The following is a 15,450-nucleotide window of genomic DNA, read 5'->3' as shown; positions in this document are numbered from 1 at the left end:
GCACCGTGTCCACCCTCCTGGCCCAGGCCTCTGACGAGGCGGCGCGCTACCGCGCCTACGGGCCGCGCCACATCGACGACATCGCCGCCCGCTACGGGCTGCCCGACGACGTCACCGAGACGGTGCGGCTCAGCTCGATGGTCCTGCCCTTCAGGGTGAACCAGTACGTCCTGGAGGAGCTCGTCGACTGGCAACGGATCCCGGACGACCCGATCTTCCAACTGGTCTTCCCCCAGCGGGGAATGCTGAGCACGGAGGACACCAAGCGTCTGGGGGTGCTCGCGGGCCAGACCGACCCCGCCGGGAAGAGGGAGCTGCGCCGGACGGTCGCCGAGATCCGGGCGGGACTCAACCCGCACCCCTCGGGGCAGATGAGCCTGAACGTGCCCCGGCTGGAGGGGGCTGAACTGCCCGGGATGCAGCACAAGTACCGCGAGACGGTGCTCTACTTCCCCGGCCAGGGACAGACCTGCCACGCCTACTGCACGTACTGCTTCCGCTGGGCGCAGTTCGTCGGTGACGCCGATCTGAAGTTCTCCGCCCCCGATCCCAAGGGGCTGCTCACCTACCTCGCCGGTCACCCCGAGGTGGAGGACGTGCTGGTCACCGGCGGCGACCCGATGATCATGACCACCGACCGGCTGCGCAACCACCTGGAGCCGCTGCTCGGCGTGCGGACGCTGAACACGATTCGGATCGGTACGAAGTCCGTCGCCTACTGGCCCCAGCGCTTCGTGACCGACCACGACGCGGACGACGTCCTTCGGCTGTTCGAGGAAGTCGTGGCCGCCGGCAAGAACATTGTCGTGATGGCGCACTTCAGCCATCCCCGGGAGCTGGAGACCGGGATCGCCCGCCGGGCGATCTCCCGGATCAGGTCCACCGGTGCGCTCGTGTACTGCCAGGCCCCGCTCATCGCGCACGTCAACGACGACGCCGCCGTATGGAGCTCGATGTGGCGCACGCAGCTCTCCCTCGGCGCGGTGCCCTACTACATGTTCGTCGAGCGGGACACCGGTCCGCACGAATACTTCAAGATCCCGCTGGCCAAGGCGGTGACGATCTTCCAGGAGGCGTACCGGAAGCTTCCGGGGCTGGCGCGCACGGTGCGCGGCCCGGTCATGTCCGCGACTCCCGGCAAGGTCGCCGTGGACGGTGTCGAGGACACCCCGCAGGGCCGGTTGTTCCAGCTGCGGATGCTCCAGGCCCGCGATCCCCGGCTCGTCGGGCGCCCGTTCAGGGCCGTGTACTCGGACAGCGCCTCCTGGGTGGACGAGCTCGAACTGGCCCCCTCGACCCCACCGGACATCGGCGAGGCGTTCCTCGGCCGGCCCGGTGACCCGGGGGCCGGAACCACTGACGCAGACGGCCGGTCGGACGTCTGAGAGGAGTCCATCGATGTCGGAGTCGAGGCTGTCACCCAACCTCGCCCTCAACCAGGCAGTGGCCCGGCGCCAGGCGGCCGGGGAGTCCCTGATCCACCTCGGCTTCGGGGAAGCCCGGTTGCCTGTGTTCCCCCCGCTGGCCGAGCGGCTCGCGGAGGGCTCGGCACACAACGCCTACGGCCCGATCCACGGCGGTGAGGAGGTGCGCGAGGCCGTCGCCGGGTACTTCGGACGCCGGCGGCTGCCCACCTCCCCGGACCAGGTGATCGTCGCTCCCGGCAGCAAACCGCTGCTCATGGCGGTCCAGCTGGTCGTGGACGGCGACGTGATCATCCCGCGGCCGGCCTGGAACACCTACGCCCCGCAGGTGGCCCTGGCGGGCAAGCGGGCGTTCGGCGTCCCCATCCCGCAGGACTGCGGCGGCATCCCCGACCCGGCGCTCCTGCGGCAGGAGATCCGGGCGGCCCGCGGCTACGGTCACGACCCGAGGATCGTGGTGCTCACCCTCCCGGACAACCCCACCGGGACCCTCGCGGGGCCCGAGCGGATCCGTGAGATCTGCGCCGTCGCGGAGCAGGAGGACCTGCTGATCGTCTCGGACGAGATCTACCGGGACATCACGCACGACCCGGCCACCCCGTTCCTCAGCCCCGCCGAAGTCGTCCCGCACCGCACGGTGGTGAGCACCGGACTGAGCAAGACCCTCGCCGTGGGCGGCTGGCGCATCGGTGCGATGCGCTTCCCGGACGGGCCGTGGGGACGGCGGATCCACGACGCGGTGGCCGCCGCCGCCAGCGAGATCTGGTCCACGCTGGCACTGCCGATGCAGCAGGTGGCCCAGTACGCCTTCAGCGAGCCGCCGGAGATCCGGGACAGGCTCGCCGCCAGCGCCCGGCTGCACGGCGCGGTCGCTCGAGAGGTGCACCGCATCGTGACCGGGGCCGGCGCCCTGTGCCGCCCGCCCACCGGCGCGTTCTACGTCTACCCCGACTTCGAGCCGCTGCGGGAGCACCTGGCGGGCAAGTGGGGCGTCACCGACTCGCCCTCGCTGTTCCAGCACCTCTTCGACACGTACGGCGTCGTGGTCCTGGCCGGGCACCACCTCGGGGACGACGAGGGCGCGCTGCGCTTCAAGATGGCCACCAGCCTCCTCTACGGAGACACCCGGGCCCGCCAGCAGGAGGCGCTGGAGGCGACGGACCCGCTGCGGTTGCCCCACATACGCGACGTTCTCACGCGGCTCGAGGAGAGCTTCGTGAAGCTGACCTCGTAGCCGGAGGAGGCCGAACACCCATGGACACAGAAGCACACAGCGGTACCGCGGTGGTATTCCCGGGCATGGCGCCGTCCCCCTTCGAGGACGTGTCCCGCTTCATGCTCGCCAACCCCTACGCGCGTGACCTGCTCAAGCGGGCCGAGGAGGTGCTCGGCTACGACCTGCTGGAACGTTTCCGTGACGACCCGGACGACTACTCCGAGTACGCCCAGGTAGCGTTCCTCGTCAACAGCGTGGCGCTCGCCCGGTGGTCCTTCGACGGTGCGGGCGAGCAGCCCGCCGTGATCGCGGGGGCGAGCTTCGGCGGGAAGGCGGCGGCCGTGTTCTCCGGCGCGCTGAGCTTCGAGGACGCCGTCTCGATGACCGCGCAGATGTACCGCCACGAGAGCGCGTACTTCGCCGAGCACCACCGGGACGTCGTCACGCAGTCCTTCGCCCGTACGCCGGCGGACAAGCTGGCCGTCGTCCTCGCCGAGCTGGACGAACGGGGGGAGTGGCACGACCTGTCGTGCCACATCGACGACGACTTCTGGATGTACACGCTGCGCGAGGAGGGCCTGCCCCGGTTCAAGGAGCGGATACGCGCCCTGGGCGGCATGCCGATCTACACCATGCGGCCCCCCATGCACTGCGCCGCCTTCGGGGACCTGCGCGACACCGTCGAGCGGGAGATCTTCTCCGGCCTCACCTTCCACGAGCCCGCGCTGCCGGTCGTCGCCGACCAGGACGGACGGGTACTGAAGACGGCCGACGACATCCGCGCGATGCTGCTGGACGGCTATGTGCGACCGGTCCGCTGGCCCGAGGTGGTGGGCACGCTCAAGGAACTGGGCGTCGGCACGGTGCGGGTGGCCGGCCCGGACGCGCTCTTCGGCCGGGTCGCGTTGACCACCCGCAGCTTCGAGGTGGTCCGGCTGACGCCCGACGCGGCCATGCGACCGCGCCGCACCGCCCCGCGCAGACCCGTGCGCCGGTCCGCCGCGTGAGTGAGCGCCCTCCGCCGGCTCGGCGGAGGGCGCTCGCACGTCGGCACGTGGGATCAGGCGGGTATCAGGGCCGCCAGGCCCCGCCACAGCGTGCCCGGGGTGGCGAAGTTCTCCATCCGCATCATGTCGTCGGCGAAGCGGATGGACAGGCCGCTCTCCAGATCCGCTATCAGACCGACCATTCCCATCGAATCGAGGCCGAGGTCACGCAGATCGTCGTCCTCCTGGATCTCCTGCTCTTTCGCCAGGAAGGGAAGGTGGCTGCGGAGAATCTCCTCGAACTGCTCATTCCACATAACAGGCTCCGTTTTCTCGCTGTATTCCGGCGACCCAGCAGGTGGTGGCTCGCACTTCCATGAGTAAGGGGGCGACTGGAATGGGCGCAACCCTTCTCTGACCCCTATTCAGGAATCTGGAGGAACCATGGAAAGCACCGCCGGGCGGCCGTTGTACGAACGTTTTCTCACCGGCCTGCGCATTTCCCCGACCGGTACCGCCGTCCGGGACGGCGACCGCAGGATCAGTTACGAGGAGGCGCACGAGACCGCGCTCGCCCGGGCCGGGGCCCTCCTCGCCGGTCTCGACCGCCCGCCCGCTGCCGTCGGTGTGGTGGCGGGCAAGAGCGCGGACGCCTACCTCTCACTCCTGGCCGCGCTCTACACAGGTGCCACGGTGGTCCCCCTGCACGCCGAGTTCCCCGCCGTCCGCACCCGCCGGATGCTGGAGGCCGCCGGGGTGCGGGCGGTGATCGCCGACGGCCGGGGGCTGGCGGCGCTGAAGGAGACCGGACTCGAACTGCCCGCCCTTCTCGCCGACGGGGGGCCTGCGGCGCACCGGACACCGTCCACCGGACCCGCCCTCGACAGGCCGCTGCCCGTCGCGGCGGACGACACCGCCTACGTGCTGTTCACCTCGGGCTCCACCGGCCGTCCGAAGGGGGTGCCCATCTCGCACGACAGCGCGCACCACTACTTCCAGCTGGCCGACAAGCGGTACGACTTCCACGCCGCCGACGTCTTCTCGCAGACCTTCGACCTGAACTTCGACTGCGCGATGTTCGACCTGTTCTGCGCCTGGGGCGCGGGAGCGGCCGTCGACGCGGTGCCCGCCGGTGCCTATCGCGACCTGCCCCGGTACCTGGCCGACCGTGGACTGACCGTGTGGTTCTCCACGCCGAGCGCCATCACCATGGTGCGGCGGCTCGGCGGGCTGGTCCCCGGCGCGATGGCCCAGCTGCGCTGGAGCCTGTTCGCCGGCGAGGCGCTGCGTCAGGACGACGCCGCCGACTGGCAGGCCGCCGCGCCCCGTTCCACGCTGGAGAACATCTACGGGCCCACCGAGCTGACCATCACCGTGACCGGGCACCGCTGGGAGCCCGGGACCTCGCCGGACCGCTGCGTCAACGGGCTGGTGCCCATCGGCCGCGTGCACGAGGGCCACGAGTACCTGCTGCTCGGCGAGGACGGACGGCCCACCGAGGAGCCCGAGGGCGAGCTGTGCGTCGCCGGGCCGCAGCTCACCAGGGGATACCTCGACCCCGGCGACGACGAGGGCCGCTTCCTGCGGCACGACGGCGCTCGCTACTACCGCACCGGGGACCGGGTCCGCCGCCCGGCCGACGGCGAACTCGTCTACCTGGGCCGTCTCGACTCCCAGGTGCAGGTGCAGGGGTGGCGGATCGAGCTCGCGGAGGTCGAGCACGCCGTCCGCGGCTGCGCCGCGGTGCGCGACGCGGTCGTGGTGACGCGGACCGCCGAGGACAGGGCCGAACTGGTCGTCTTCTACACCGGCGATCCCGTGCCGGCGGCCGTGCTCGCCCGGGAGATGCGCGGCGCGCTGCCCAAGGGCATGCTGCCGAGGGACTACCGGCACCTGGCGGAGTTTCCCCTCAACTCCAACCGCAAGATCGACCGGGGCGAACTCGCCCGCCGGGCCGCCGGCCTGCCGTGACCCGCGGCGGGCCCCGTGCGGCCCGCACGCCGGGTGCGGACGGCCCGCACGCCGGGTGCGGGCCGTCCCGTGCCGGATCCCTACGCCGTCTGTGCGGCCAGCGCCCTGCGGTCGGTCTTGCCGTTGGACGTGACCGGCAGGCGCGTCAGCACCGTGAACCGGGACGGCACCATGTACGGGTTCAGGGTCTTCTTGCAGAACGCCGCCAGGGCCGGCTCGCTGAACGTCCCGGTGTCCGGGGCCGGTACCACGAAGGCGTGCAGGGCGAGCTCCTCGTCCGCCCGGGGCAGGGCAAGGACGGCCACCGACGTGACGCCGGGGAACTCCGCGATGGCCCGCTCCACCTCGCCGATCTCGATCCGGTTGCCGCGGATCTGCACCTGCGAGTCGCGCCGGCCCACGAAGTACAGCTCCCCCTTCTCGCCGTGGTGGGCGAGGTCGCCGGTGCGGAAGACGGTCCTGCCGGAGGCGGGGTCCAGCGGGTCGGGGACCAGGGCTCTCGCCGTGGCCTCCGGGTCGTCGAAGTATCCGGTGAAGAGCGAGGGGCTGTAGAGGTGGATCTCGCCGACCGCCCCCGGCTCGGTGACCAGGGAGCCGTTCTCGTCGAACAGCAGCATGTCCGCGCCGCGATGGGCGTTCCCGATCGACAGCCGCTGGAGGTCCTCGGGCAGCGGATTGGGCACGTCCTCGAAGGAGGCGGCCATCGACTCCGTGGCGCCGTAGCAGTTGATGACACGGGTGCCCGGCCGCAGTTCCTGCATGCGCCGAAGCTCCGGCAGCGGGAAGTCCTCCCCGCAGAAGAGGATGCCGGAGAGGGTGGACAGCGAGGCGAGCAGCTCGGGCTCGTGGCGCAGGGGGGCCCGCCAGATCGAGGGCACGCCGTCGACGTGCGTGACCCTGGCCGCTTCCAGGAAGCCCAGGAAGCGGCGCGGGAAGTACAACACCTGGCGCGGTACGGGCACCAGCGTGGCGCCGCTGCCGAGGGCGAGCCCGATGTCCAGCAGGGAGAAGTCGAACTGCAACGGGGACGTGGTGGCGACCCGGTCGTCGGTGCCGACCATCCCCTCGGCGAGCATGCCGCGGTAGAACGCCGTCACCCGGTGGCTCATCACGACGCCCTTGGGCCGGCCCGTGGTCCCGGACGTGAAGATCATGTACGCGGTGTCGGTCTCCACCACCTCACGGCGCGGCCGGGCCGAGGGGAGGGGGGCGCGTTCGAGGGTGATGCCGTGCGTGCCGAACCTCGCGGTGCCGATCGACTCCGCGAGCCCGGTGCGCCCGCCTCGCGGCGCCTGGAGGTGCAGGGCGGGGCGGGCCGCGTCGGTGATGTTGCGCAACCGCTGGTCGGGGGTCTCCGGGCTGACCGGGATGAAGGTGATGCCTTGCCGGGAGCAGGCGAGCAGCAGGGCGACCGCGGTGGCCGTGGTGTCCGATTCGATGACGACCCGGTTCCCGATGCCGAGCCCGGCCTCCGCCAGCGCCGACGCGTACGTGTCGGACAGTTCGGCCAGCCGGCCGTAGGAGGTGGAGACCAGTTCCCCGGTCTCGGACAGTTCCACCACGGCCGGGCGGTCGGGCGTCGCGCGCCCCCGCGCCCACATGAATTCATGAAGCAGCATCATTTCAGGCTAGGCACGCGGGCTTGTGTGCGCCGGGCCGGACCGTGTTCCTAGGGGGCACAGGAGGGACCGCGCTTTCCGGAGCGAAATGTCAGCGGTACGGCCGGGGTGGTGTAGGGGTGGGGCGGCCGTTCTCCCGTCGGTACGTTCGAAGCCGCCATACGCCCGACGGATTTCCGCGCGGGGCAGGTCATGGGCAGCTATCCCCTGGGGTTGGGACCAAACAAATGGAAGTCGACCAGGTCGTCACAGCACTGCGTCAGTCCCTCCTGGACAACGAGCGTCTGCGCCGGGAGAACGAGCAACTGACCGCCGCGGCGGCCGAGCCCGTCGCCGTGATCGGCATGGCGTGCCGCTACCCCGGGGGGGCCACGTCGCCGGAGGAGTTCTGGCGGCTGGTCGTCGAGGGCCGCGACGCGATCTCCCGGTTCCCCGACGACCGTGGCTGGGACGTCTCGGGCCTGTACGACCCGGAGCCCGGCGCTCCTGGCAAGAGCATCACCCGGGAGGGCGGCTTCCTCCACGACGCGGGCGAGTTCGACGCCGAGGTGTTCGGCATCTCCCCTCGCGAGGCCAGGGAGCTGGACCCGCAGCAGCGGCTGCTGATGACGGCCTCGTGGGAGGCCCTGGAACACGCCAGGATCGACCCGCTGCTGCTCAAGGGCAGCCGCACCGGCGTGTTCGCCGGGCTGATGTACCACGACTACGAGGGCGCGGACGGCAGTGGCAGCCTGGTCAGCGGCCGGGTCTCGTTCACGCTGGGCCTGGAGGGCCCGGCCGTGAACGTGGACACCGCCTGCTCCTCCTCCCTGGTCACGGTGCACACCGCCGCCCAGTCCCTGCGCACGGGCGAGTGCTCGCTCGCCCTGGCGGGTGGAGTGACCGTGATGTCGACTCCGCAGACCTTCACCTACTTCAGTGCCCAGCGGGGGCTGTCCGCCGACGGCCGCTGCAAGGCGTTCGCCGCGGCGGCGGACGGCACCGGCTGGGGCGAGGGGGTGGGGGTGCTCGTCCTGGAGCGGCTGACCGACGCCGTGCGCAACAAGCGTCGCATCCTGTCGGTGATCAGCAGCTCGGCCACCAACCAGGACGGCGTGTCCAGCGGCATCACCGTGCCCAACGGCCCCTCCCAGCAGCGCCTGATCCGACGCACGCTGCAACAGGCCGGGCTGAAGAGCGAGGACGTGGACGCCGTCGAGGCGCACGGCACCGGCACCCGGCTCGGCGACCCGATCGAGGCGCAGGCGCTGCTCGCCACGTACGGGCAGAACCGTCCCGTGGACCGTCCGTTGTGGCTGGGATCCGTGAAGTCGAACATCGGCCACACCCAGGCGGCCGCGGGGGTCGCCGGGATCATCAAGATGACCATGGCGATGCGGCACGGTGTGCTGCCCGCCACCCTGCACGTCGACGCGCCCACCCCCCAGGTCGACTGGGCGGCGGGCAGCGTACGGCTGCTGACGGAGAACCAGCCGTGGCCCGAGACGGGGCGGCCCCGCCGTGCCGGTGTCTCCTCCTTCGGCATCAGCGGGACCAACGCGCACGTCATCGTCGAACAGGCACCGGCCGGCAGCGACAGTAGGGCGGTCTGAGATGCACCACCCCCCGACGGCCGTCGTCCCGACCGACACCGGCCAGTTCCGGGCCGTGCTCGGGCACTTCGGCAGCGGCGTCACCGTCATCAGCGCCGTCGACGCCGCCACGGGCCGGCCGGTCGGCTTCACCTGCCAGTCCTTCACCTCCCTCTCGCTCGATCCGCCGCTGGTGGCCTTCACCGTCGCGCGTACCTCCGTGACCTGGCCGCGCATCCGCTCCGCGGGCGCCTTCTGCGTCAACGTCCTGGCCGCCGGCCAGGAGACACTGTGCCGGTCCTTCGCACGCAGCGGCACCGACAAGTTCGCCGGTGTGGAGTGGCGCCCGGCCGCGGGCACCGGATCCCCGCTGCTGGCCGGGGTGCTCGCCTGGATCGACTGCCGCATCGAGGCCGTTCATCCGGGCGGCGACCACAGCATCGTCATCGGCAGGGTGCAGGCGCTCGCCGGACCGGCCGGTGACACGCGGGAGCCCCTCCTCTACTACGGGTCGGAGTTCCGCCGCCTGGCCGCCACCGCCCCGGCCCCCTGACCCCCGGCCGCCCGCCCCGGTCCCCGTCCGGGACCTCCGGGGCGCCGGCGCCCCCTTCCTACCGTGACGTTCCGTTCTGGAGAGGACACACACATGCGATTCGGGCTCAGCTACCACCACCAGCTGCCCAAGCCGTGGGCCGACGGCGACGAGGAGCGCCTGTTCAACGAGGCCCTGGACCAGATCGAGCTGGCCGACCGCGTCGGACTGGACTACGCCTGGGCCACCGAGCACCACTTCCTGGAGGAGTACTCGCACTCCGGCGCCCCCGAGGTCATGCTCGCAGCCGCCTCCCAGCGCACGAAGAACATCCGTCTGGGTCACGGCATCGTGCAGATGCCGGGTGCGGTCAACCCGCCGGCCCGCATCGCCGAGCGCATCGCGGCCCTGGACCTGATTTCCGGCGGGCGGGTGGAGTTCGGCACCGGCCAGGGCAGCTCCCAGCTCGAACTCGGTGCCTTCAACGTCGAGCGCACCACCAAGCGCGAGCACTGGCGCGAGGCCCTCGACGTCGTCGTCCGCATGATGACCGAGACCCCGTTCACCGGGCACAAGGGCGACTTCTTCGACATCCCGCCGCGCAACGTCGTCCCCAAGCCCAAGCAGAAGGCCCACCCGCCGCTGTGGCTGGCCTGCAGTGCGCGCGACACCATCGAGAACGCCGCCCGGCTGGGGCTGGGCGCGCTGTCCTTCTCCTTCTCCTCGCCCGAGCAGTCCAAGGAGTGGGTGGACTCCTACTACTCGATCATCGAGTCCGACGAGTGCCGGCCGGCCGGCCGGGTCGTCAACCCCAACTTCGCGGTCGTGCTGCCCTTCATGTGCCACGAGGACGGGGAGACGGCCCTGGACCGGGGGCTGGAGGGGGCTCACTTCTTCTCGTACTCGCTCATGCACTACTTCGTCTTCGGCAAGCACCAGCCGGGTGTGACCGACATCTGGTCGGAGTTCCAGGCCACCAAGGACATGCTGGGCTTCACCCGGGAGCTGCCGCAGCCCGGTAGCGCCCCGACGGCCCCCGGCGCGGAGCAGATGCTGGAGCAGATCACTGCCCTGCGCCGCGGTATCGGCACGCCGGAGCAGATCACCGAGCTGCTCAAGGAGTACGAGGCGGCCGGTGTGGACCAGGTCATCTTCTCGGTCCAGATCGGGCGCAACCGGCACGAGCACATCACCGAGTCCCTGGAGCTGTTCGCGCGCGAGGTGCTGCCGCAGTTCACCGAGGGGCGCGAGGAGCGCGAGGCGCAGAAGGCCGCCCGCCTGGAGGTCGCCGTCAAGGAGGCCCTCGGACGGGTCGAGACGCCGGACAGGGACGTCTCGGACTTCGTCATCGACAACGAGCTCGCTCTCCTGACGAACGACTCCTGAGCCCCGCGAGGGAACGGGGTCCGGCTGCGACCGGACCCCGTTCCCTCGCGCCGTCAGAGTTATACGGATGTACAAGAAGCCCGTATAGTACGGACGACCGGATGGGCTATACGTATGAATAGGACGCGTGTATGATCCCCCCTATGACTCAAGTGACCGCGAAGGCGGGGCGCAAGGAGTGGATCGCACTCTTCGTGCTGCTCCTGCCGCTTCTGCTCGTCTCGATGGACGTATCGGTGCTGTACTTCGCGGTGCCGTTCATCAGTGAGGAGATCTCGCCGACCAGCACCGAACAGCTGTGGATCTTCGACATCTACGGCTTCGTGCTCGCCGGCATGCTGATCACCATGGGCTGGCTCGGCGACAGGATCGGCCGCCGCAAGCTGCTGCTCATCGGCACGGTCGCCTTCGGCGCGGCGTCCGTGGCCGCGGCCTATGCCTCCAGCCCGTTGATGCTGATCATCGCCCGAGGAGTGCTGGGCATCGGAGGCGCCGTACTGACGCCCGCGACGGCCGGTCTGATCCGGAACATGTTCCACGACGAGAAGCAGCGGCAGACGGCCGTGGCCATCTGGACCGGCGGCCTGGCCGGAGGCATCGGCCTCGGCCCCGTCATGAGTGGTCTGCTGCTCGAGCACTTCTGGTGGGGATCGGTCTTCCTCGTCAACCTGCCGTTCATGGCGCTGCTGCTGATCCTCGCCCCGCTGCTGGTGCCCGAGTCCAAGGATCCGGGGGCCGGCCGCTTCGACTGGGTCAGCTCCCTGCTCTCCCTGGCCGCGATCCTCCCGATCATCTACGGCATCAAGGAGTGGGCGGCCAACGGCGCGGACGGTGTCGTCATCGGGGCCATCGCGTTCGGAGCGGCCGTCGGCGTCCTCTTCGTCCTGCGTCAGCGCCGTCCGGACCCGATGATCGACCTCGCCCTCATGAGCCGTCGCGAGATCAACGGCCCGGTCTTCACCAAGATGATCGCGATGTTCTGCCTGGTCGGCATGTCGGCCTTCACCTCCCAGTACCTGCAGTCGGTGTACGGCATGCGTCCGCTCGTCGCCGGCCTGTGGAGCCTGCTGCCGTCCGCCGGGGTCAGCGTCACCACCCCCATCGTCACGATCCTGCTCAAGAAGGGCGTGCACCGCAGCCTGCTGGTCAGCGTCGGCTACCTCATCGGCGTCGCCGCCTTCGCCGTGCTCACCCTGGCGACGCCCGACTCCGGATTCTGGGTCGTCCTGCTCTCCGCGGGCCTGCTCGCCGGCGGTCTGGTCATCGTCATGACACTCGCCACCGAACTGCTGGTGGGTTCCGCCCCTCCCCAGCGGGCCAGCGTCGCCGCCGCGACCCTGGAGACCGGCGCCCAGCTCGGCGGCGCCCTCGGACTCGCGGTCATGGGCTCGATCGCCGGCGCGGTCTACCGCGACGAGGTCGCCGAGAACCTGCCGGCCGGCCTGCCCGACGCCGCCTCCTCGGCGGTCGAGCAGACCCTCGGCGGCGCCGTCGCCGTCTCCGGGCAGCTTCCCGGGAAGCTGGGCGACACGGTGCTCGCCGCCGCCCGCGAGGCCTTCGCCAGCGGCGTGCACACCACCGCGTACGTCTGCATGGCACTGCTCGCCTTCGGCGCCGTGTTCGCCTCGATCTACCTCCGCAAGGTCAACGTCCGCCCCGACGCGGTCAACCCGGACCTGATCCCGGACCAGCCGGTGCAGCACGCCGAACCGGTCCGCGTCCGCTGACCCGTACGCCGCGCCGGGAATCCTCCCGGCCGGCCCCCACAACCACCGGTAGCCGGAGTCATCCCCCGTACTCGGGCGGCCGGTCGTAGGGCGAGGCCCCCACCGCACCCGCGGTGGGGGCCTCGCAGCGCATGCGGCGAACGGAGCCGCGGGGAGCGTTTGTTAGGGGTGTTCCCGTGCTCTTCAGGGGTTTGCCGCCCTGTCCGGCCGGACCCGTCGTCAGTTGAATTGAGAGCGCAGTGGCGGGACGTCCCGCGACGGTCCGATCGAGATTTGGAGAGCCAACCCGTGGTGAAACTTCCTGAGGCGGACGGCACGCTGACCGAATACCGGCCCAACAGGGCGCCGCGCGTGTTCGCAGCCGACAACGCGCCCTTCCGCACCCGTTCCCCGCTCGCCACCGCTCACATCCTCGGCGACCCGCTGGCGGCCAACGAGCCCTTCGGCCCGCCCATGGCCCCCCCGCCGCCGCCCGTGATCGACTGGGACGCCACCCTCCAGGTCCGCCGCGACCTTTGGGCCCAGGGCTTCACCCTGGCCGAGGCACTGGACACCGCCCACCGCGGGATGGGCCTGGACTGGCCGGGCTGCGTCGAACTGATCCGCCGTTCCGCGGACGAGGCCAAGGCGGTCGGCGGCAAGCTCGCCGTCGCCGTCTCGACCGACCAGCTCAACCCCTTCGCCCCGGCCACGCTGGACGAACTCAAGCGCGCCTACGCAGAGCAGTTGGAGGTCGTCGAGAGCGTCGGCGCGTCCGCCATCCTGATGTGCAGCCCCCAGCTGGTGCCGCTCGGCCTCGGCCCGGAGGCCTACGCGGAGTTCTACGGCGACCTGCTGCGCCAGGTCTCCAAGCCGGCCGTGCTGCACTGGATCGCCTCCGACTGGAACCCCGGCCACACCGGCTACTGGGGCCACCAGGATCTCGACGCGGCCCTGGACGCGCTGATCGACATCGCCAAGAACAACGCCGACAAGGTCGACGGCATCAAGATCGCCGCACTGTTCCTCACCCCCGAGCGGCAGGTCGAGATCCGCCGCCGGCTCCCCGAGGGCATCCGCTTCTACACCAGCGACACCGAGAACTACGCGGACCTGATCATCGGCGACGAGCACGGGTTCAGCGACGGCCTCACCCCGGTGTTCAACCCGATAGCCCCGGTCGCCGCCGCCGCGCTGCGCGCCGCCGAGGCAGGCGACCTCCAGGCCGCCCGCGACCTGCTGGTCCCCACCCAGGACCTCGTGCGCCACCTCTTCTCCGGCGCCGGCCGCAGCATCATCTTCTTCAAGACCGGCCTGGCCTTCCTCGGCTGGCTCAAGGGCCAGTCCAGCCACTACCAGATGGTCTGGGGAGAGTCCTCCGCCCGCTCGCTGCCGCACCTCGTACAGGCCTACCGGCTCGCCGACGGCCTGGGCCTCCTTCCGGACCCGGACCTCGCCGAGCGGCGCATCCGAGCCTTCCTCGGCACGTACGGAATCGAGCAGTGACCGCGGCGGTCGTCCTGGGCGGCGGCATGGCGGGCCTCCTGGCCGCCGGTGTGCTGGCCGACCACGTCGACGAGGTCGTCGTCGTCGAAGGCGATCAGTACCCGGACGAGCCCGAGGCACGCCGCGGGCTGCCGCAGGGCCACCACAACCACCTGTTCATGAAGGGCGGCGCGGACGCTCTCGACGAACTGCTGCCCGGGACCACCGACCTGCTGCGCGCCGCCGGTGCCCAGCAGCGCGGGCTGCCCCACGACATCCTGACCCGGGGCCCCCGCGACTGGTTCGAGCGCAACCCCACCGACACCTGGCTGCTGCTGATGAGCCGCGCCGCGCTCGACCATGTCGTACGCGGACAGGCACTGCGCAACCCCAAGCTGACGGTCCGGCAGAGCACCAAGGTCGTCGGCCTGGTGGGCGACGCCCAGCGCGTCACCGGCGTCCGGGTCGAACGCGAGGGGCGGGCCGCCGACGCCGAGGCGTCCGAGGAGACACTGCCCGCCGACATCGTCGTGGACGCCACCGGCCGGGGCGCCCGCACCCCGCAGTGGCTCGAGGAACTCGGTGTCCCGGCGGTCAAGGAGGACAAGGTCGACGCCGGGTTCGCGTACGCGAGCCGGTGGTACCGGGCCCCCGCCGACACGCCGGAGGACTTCCCCGGCGTGATGATCCAGGTCCAGCAGGGCACCGGCCGGCCCGGGCGCGGCGTGGCACTGCTGCCCAACGAGGGCGGCAAGTGGATCGTCACCCAGTTCGGTTCCAAGGGCGGCGAACCGCCCACGGACGAGAAGGACTTCGCCACCTACAGCGGGGACTGGGACCATCCGGTCATCGCCAGGCTGCTGGCCAAGGCGACACCGCTCACCGGGATCCGCTCCTACCGCGGCATGCACAACCGCTGGCGGCACTACGAGAAGGCACCCCTGCCCGAGGGGTTCCTCGTCATGGGCGACGCCTTCGCGGCGCTCAACCCGACCTACGGGACCGGCATGACCGTGTCGGCCCGGAGCGCCCTGGTGCTGCGGGCCGAACTGCGGCGCACCGGACTCACCCCGGACCTGGGCCGACGGGTGCACAAGGGCATCGCGAAGATCGTCGCCTTCGCCTGGCAGAGCTCCGCCGGCAACGACGTGCTGTTCCCCGGCGCCGAGTCCACTCTCCCGGTGCGCGCCGAGAAGTTCCAGACCTGGTTCGGTGCGCGTATCTCACAGGTGGCCGCCCGGGACCGGACGGTCAGCAACACCACCTTCTCGGTCGGCACCTTCATCGCCCCGCCGACCCGGATGGCCTCGCTCGGCTACCTGTGGCGCGTCCTGCGCGGACCGCGCCGGCCGGCCCTGACCGCGGAGCAGGCGATCGCGCAGTTCCCCGGCTTCGGGAGCCTGATCGAGGACCCGGCCGCGGTACCCGTGTCCCACCCCCAGTGATACCGGCCGAACTCGATAGGGGGCCCGCCTTTCCTTTTAAGGGTTGGCTCCCCAAGGACGGCGAAATAGCGTCGAAGTGACGGCACCCGATGGGTGCCGTCACGGCGTT

The 15,450-nt window shown here is 71.0% G+C and carries 11 protein-coding genes and 1 pseudogene; 10 read left to right on the top strand and 2 right to left on the bottom strand.

Translation table 11 applies throughout. From position 1 onward, the window contains the following. Nucleotides 1-5 precede the first annotated feature (5 nt). The 3 genes from ACGH7X_RS39965 to ACGH7X_RS39955 are packed head-to-tail and all read left to right on the top strand — an operon-like array spanning nucleotide 6 to nucleotide 3,647. Entirely contained in the window at nucleotides 6-1,385 is a 1,380-nt protein-coding gene (locus ACGH7X_RS39965) for a KamA family radical SAM protein (RefSeq protein WP_399895717.1), read from the top strand. 13 nt (nucleotides 1,386-1,398) lie between these two features. Further along, nucleotides 1,399-2,658: a pyridoxal phosphate-dependent aminotransferase gene (locus tag ACGH7X_RS39960; protein ID WP_399895715.1), complete on the top strand. Its 1,260-nt coding sequence runs from the start codon at nucleotides 1,399-1,401 to the stop codon at nucleotides 2,656-2,658. Between the two features lie 20 nt (nucleotides 2,659-2,678). Then, complete coding sequence (locus ACGH7X_RS39955; protein WP_399895712.1) at nucleotides 2,679-3,647, top strand: ACP S-malonyltransferase; 969 nt, start codon at nucleotides 2,679-2,681, stop codon at nucleotides 3,645-3,647. 53 nt (nucleotides 3,648-3,700) lie between these two features. Here ACGH7X_RS39955 and ACGH7X_RS39950 read toward each other — a convergent pair whose 3' ends face one another. Further along, the gene (locus ACGH7X_RS39950) at nucleotides 3,701-3,943 is read right to left on the bottom strand and encodes a phosphopantetheine-binding protein (protein ID WP_333748503.1); all 243 of its coding nucleotides are present in this window, start codon (nucleotides 3,941-3,943) and stop codon (nucleotides 3,701-3,703) included. 127 nt (nucleotides 3,944-4,070) lie between these two features. On the opposite strand from ACGH7X_RS39950, the gene ACGH7X_RS39945 reads away from it, so the two are divergent. Continuing rightward, nucleotides 4,071-5,597, top strand: a complete 1,527-nt coding sequence (locus ACGH7X_RS39945) for an AMP-binding protein (RefSeq protein WP_399895710.1) — start codon at nucleotides 4,071-4,073, stop codon at nucleotides 5,595-5,597. A gap of 80 nt (nucleotides 5,598-5,677) precedes the next feature. Here ACGH7X_RS39945 and ACGH7X_RS39940 read toward each other — a convergent pair whose 3' ends face one another. Beyond that, nucleotides 5,678-7,216 (bottom strand): AMP-binding protein, encoded by a 1,539-nt coding sequence (locus ACGH7X_RS39940; RefSeq protein ID WP_399895707.1) that lies wholly within the window; start codon nucleotides 7,214-7,216, stop codon nucleotides 5,678-5,680. Between the two features lie 254 nt (nucleotides 7,217-7,470). Between ACGH7X_RS39940 and ACGH7X_RS39935 the strand changes: the two are divergent. The 6 genes and pseudogenes from ACGH7X_RS39935 to ACGH7X_RS39910 all read left to right on the top strand — a co-directional run. After that, nucleotides 7,471-8,790, top strand: a pseudogene (locus ACGH7X_RS39935) (type I polyketide synthase); the annotation flags it as partial. A 19-nt stretch (nucleotides 8,791-8,809) separates the two neighbouring features. Continuing rightward, the gene (locus ACGH7X_RS39930; RefSeq protein WP_399895704.1) at nucleotides 8,810-9,340 is read left to right on the top strand and encodes a flavin reductase family protein; all 531 of its coding nucleotides are present in this window, start codon (nucleotides 8,810-8,812) and stop codon (nucleotides 9,338-9,340) included. 93 nt (nucleotides 9,341-9,433) lie between these two features. Further along, the gene (locus ACGH7X_RS39925) at nucleotides 9,434-10,705 is read left to right on the top strand and encodes an LLM class flavin-dependent oxidoreductase (RefSeq protein ID WP_399895702.1); all 1,272 of its coding nucleotides are present in this window, start codon (nucleotides 9,434-9,436) and stop codon (nucleotides 10,703-10,705) included. Between the two features lie 143 nt (nucleotides 10,706-10,848). Further along, on the top strand, nucleotides 10,849-12,432 hold the full coding sequence (locus ACGH7X_RS39920) for an MFS transporter (RefSeq protein WP_399895700.1): 1,584 nt from the start codon (nucleotides 10,849-10,851) through the stop codon (nucleotides 12,430-12,432). A gap of 288 nt (nucleotides 12,433-12,720) precedes the next feature. After that, a complete protein-coding gene (locus ACGH7X_RS39915) occupies nucleotides 12,721-13,917 on the top strand; it encodes a DUF993 family protein (protein WP_399895697.1) in 1,197 nt (398 codons plus the stop codon). Continuing rightward, nucleotides 13,914-15,341, top strand: coding sequence for an FAD-dependent monooxygenase (locus tag ACGH7X_RS39910; protein ID WP_399895694.1), 1,428 nt, complete (start codon nucleotides 13,914-13,916; stop codon nucleotides 15,339-15,341). The genes ACGH7X_RS39915 and ACGH7X_RS39910 overlap by 4 nt, the downstream gene beginning before the upstream one ends. Nucleotides 15,342-15,450: the final 109 nt, after the last annotated feature.

This window comes from Streptomyces sp. BBFR51 (assembly GCF_044591655.1).
Taxonomy (GTDB): Bacteria; Actinomycetota; Actinomycetes; order Streptomycetales; family Streptomycetaceae; genus Streptomyces.
The sequence above is the reverse complement of the archived record's forward strand: the minus strand, read 5'-3'. Positions and strand labels throughout refer to the sequence as shown.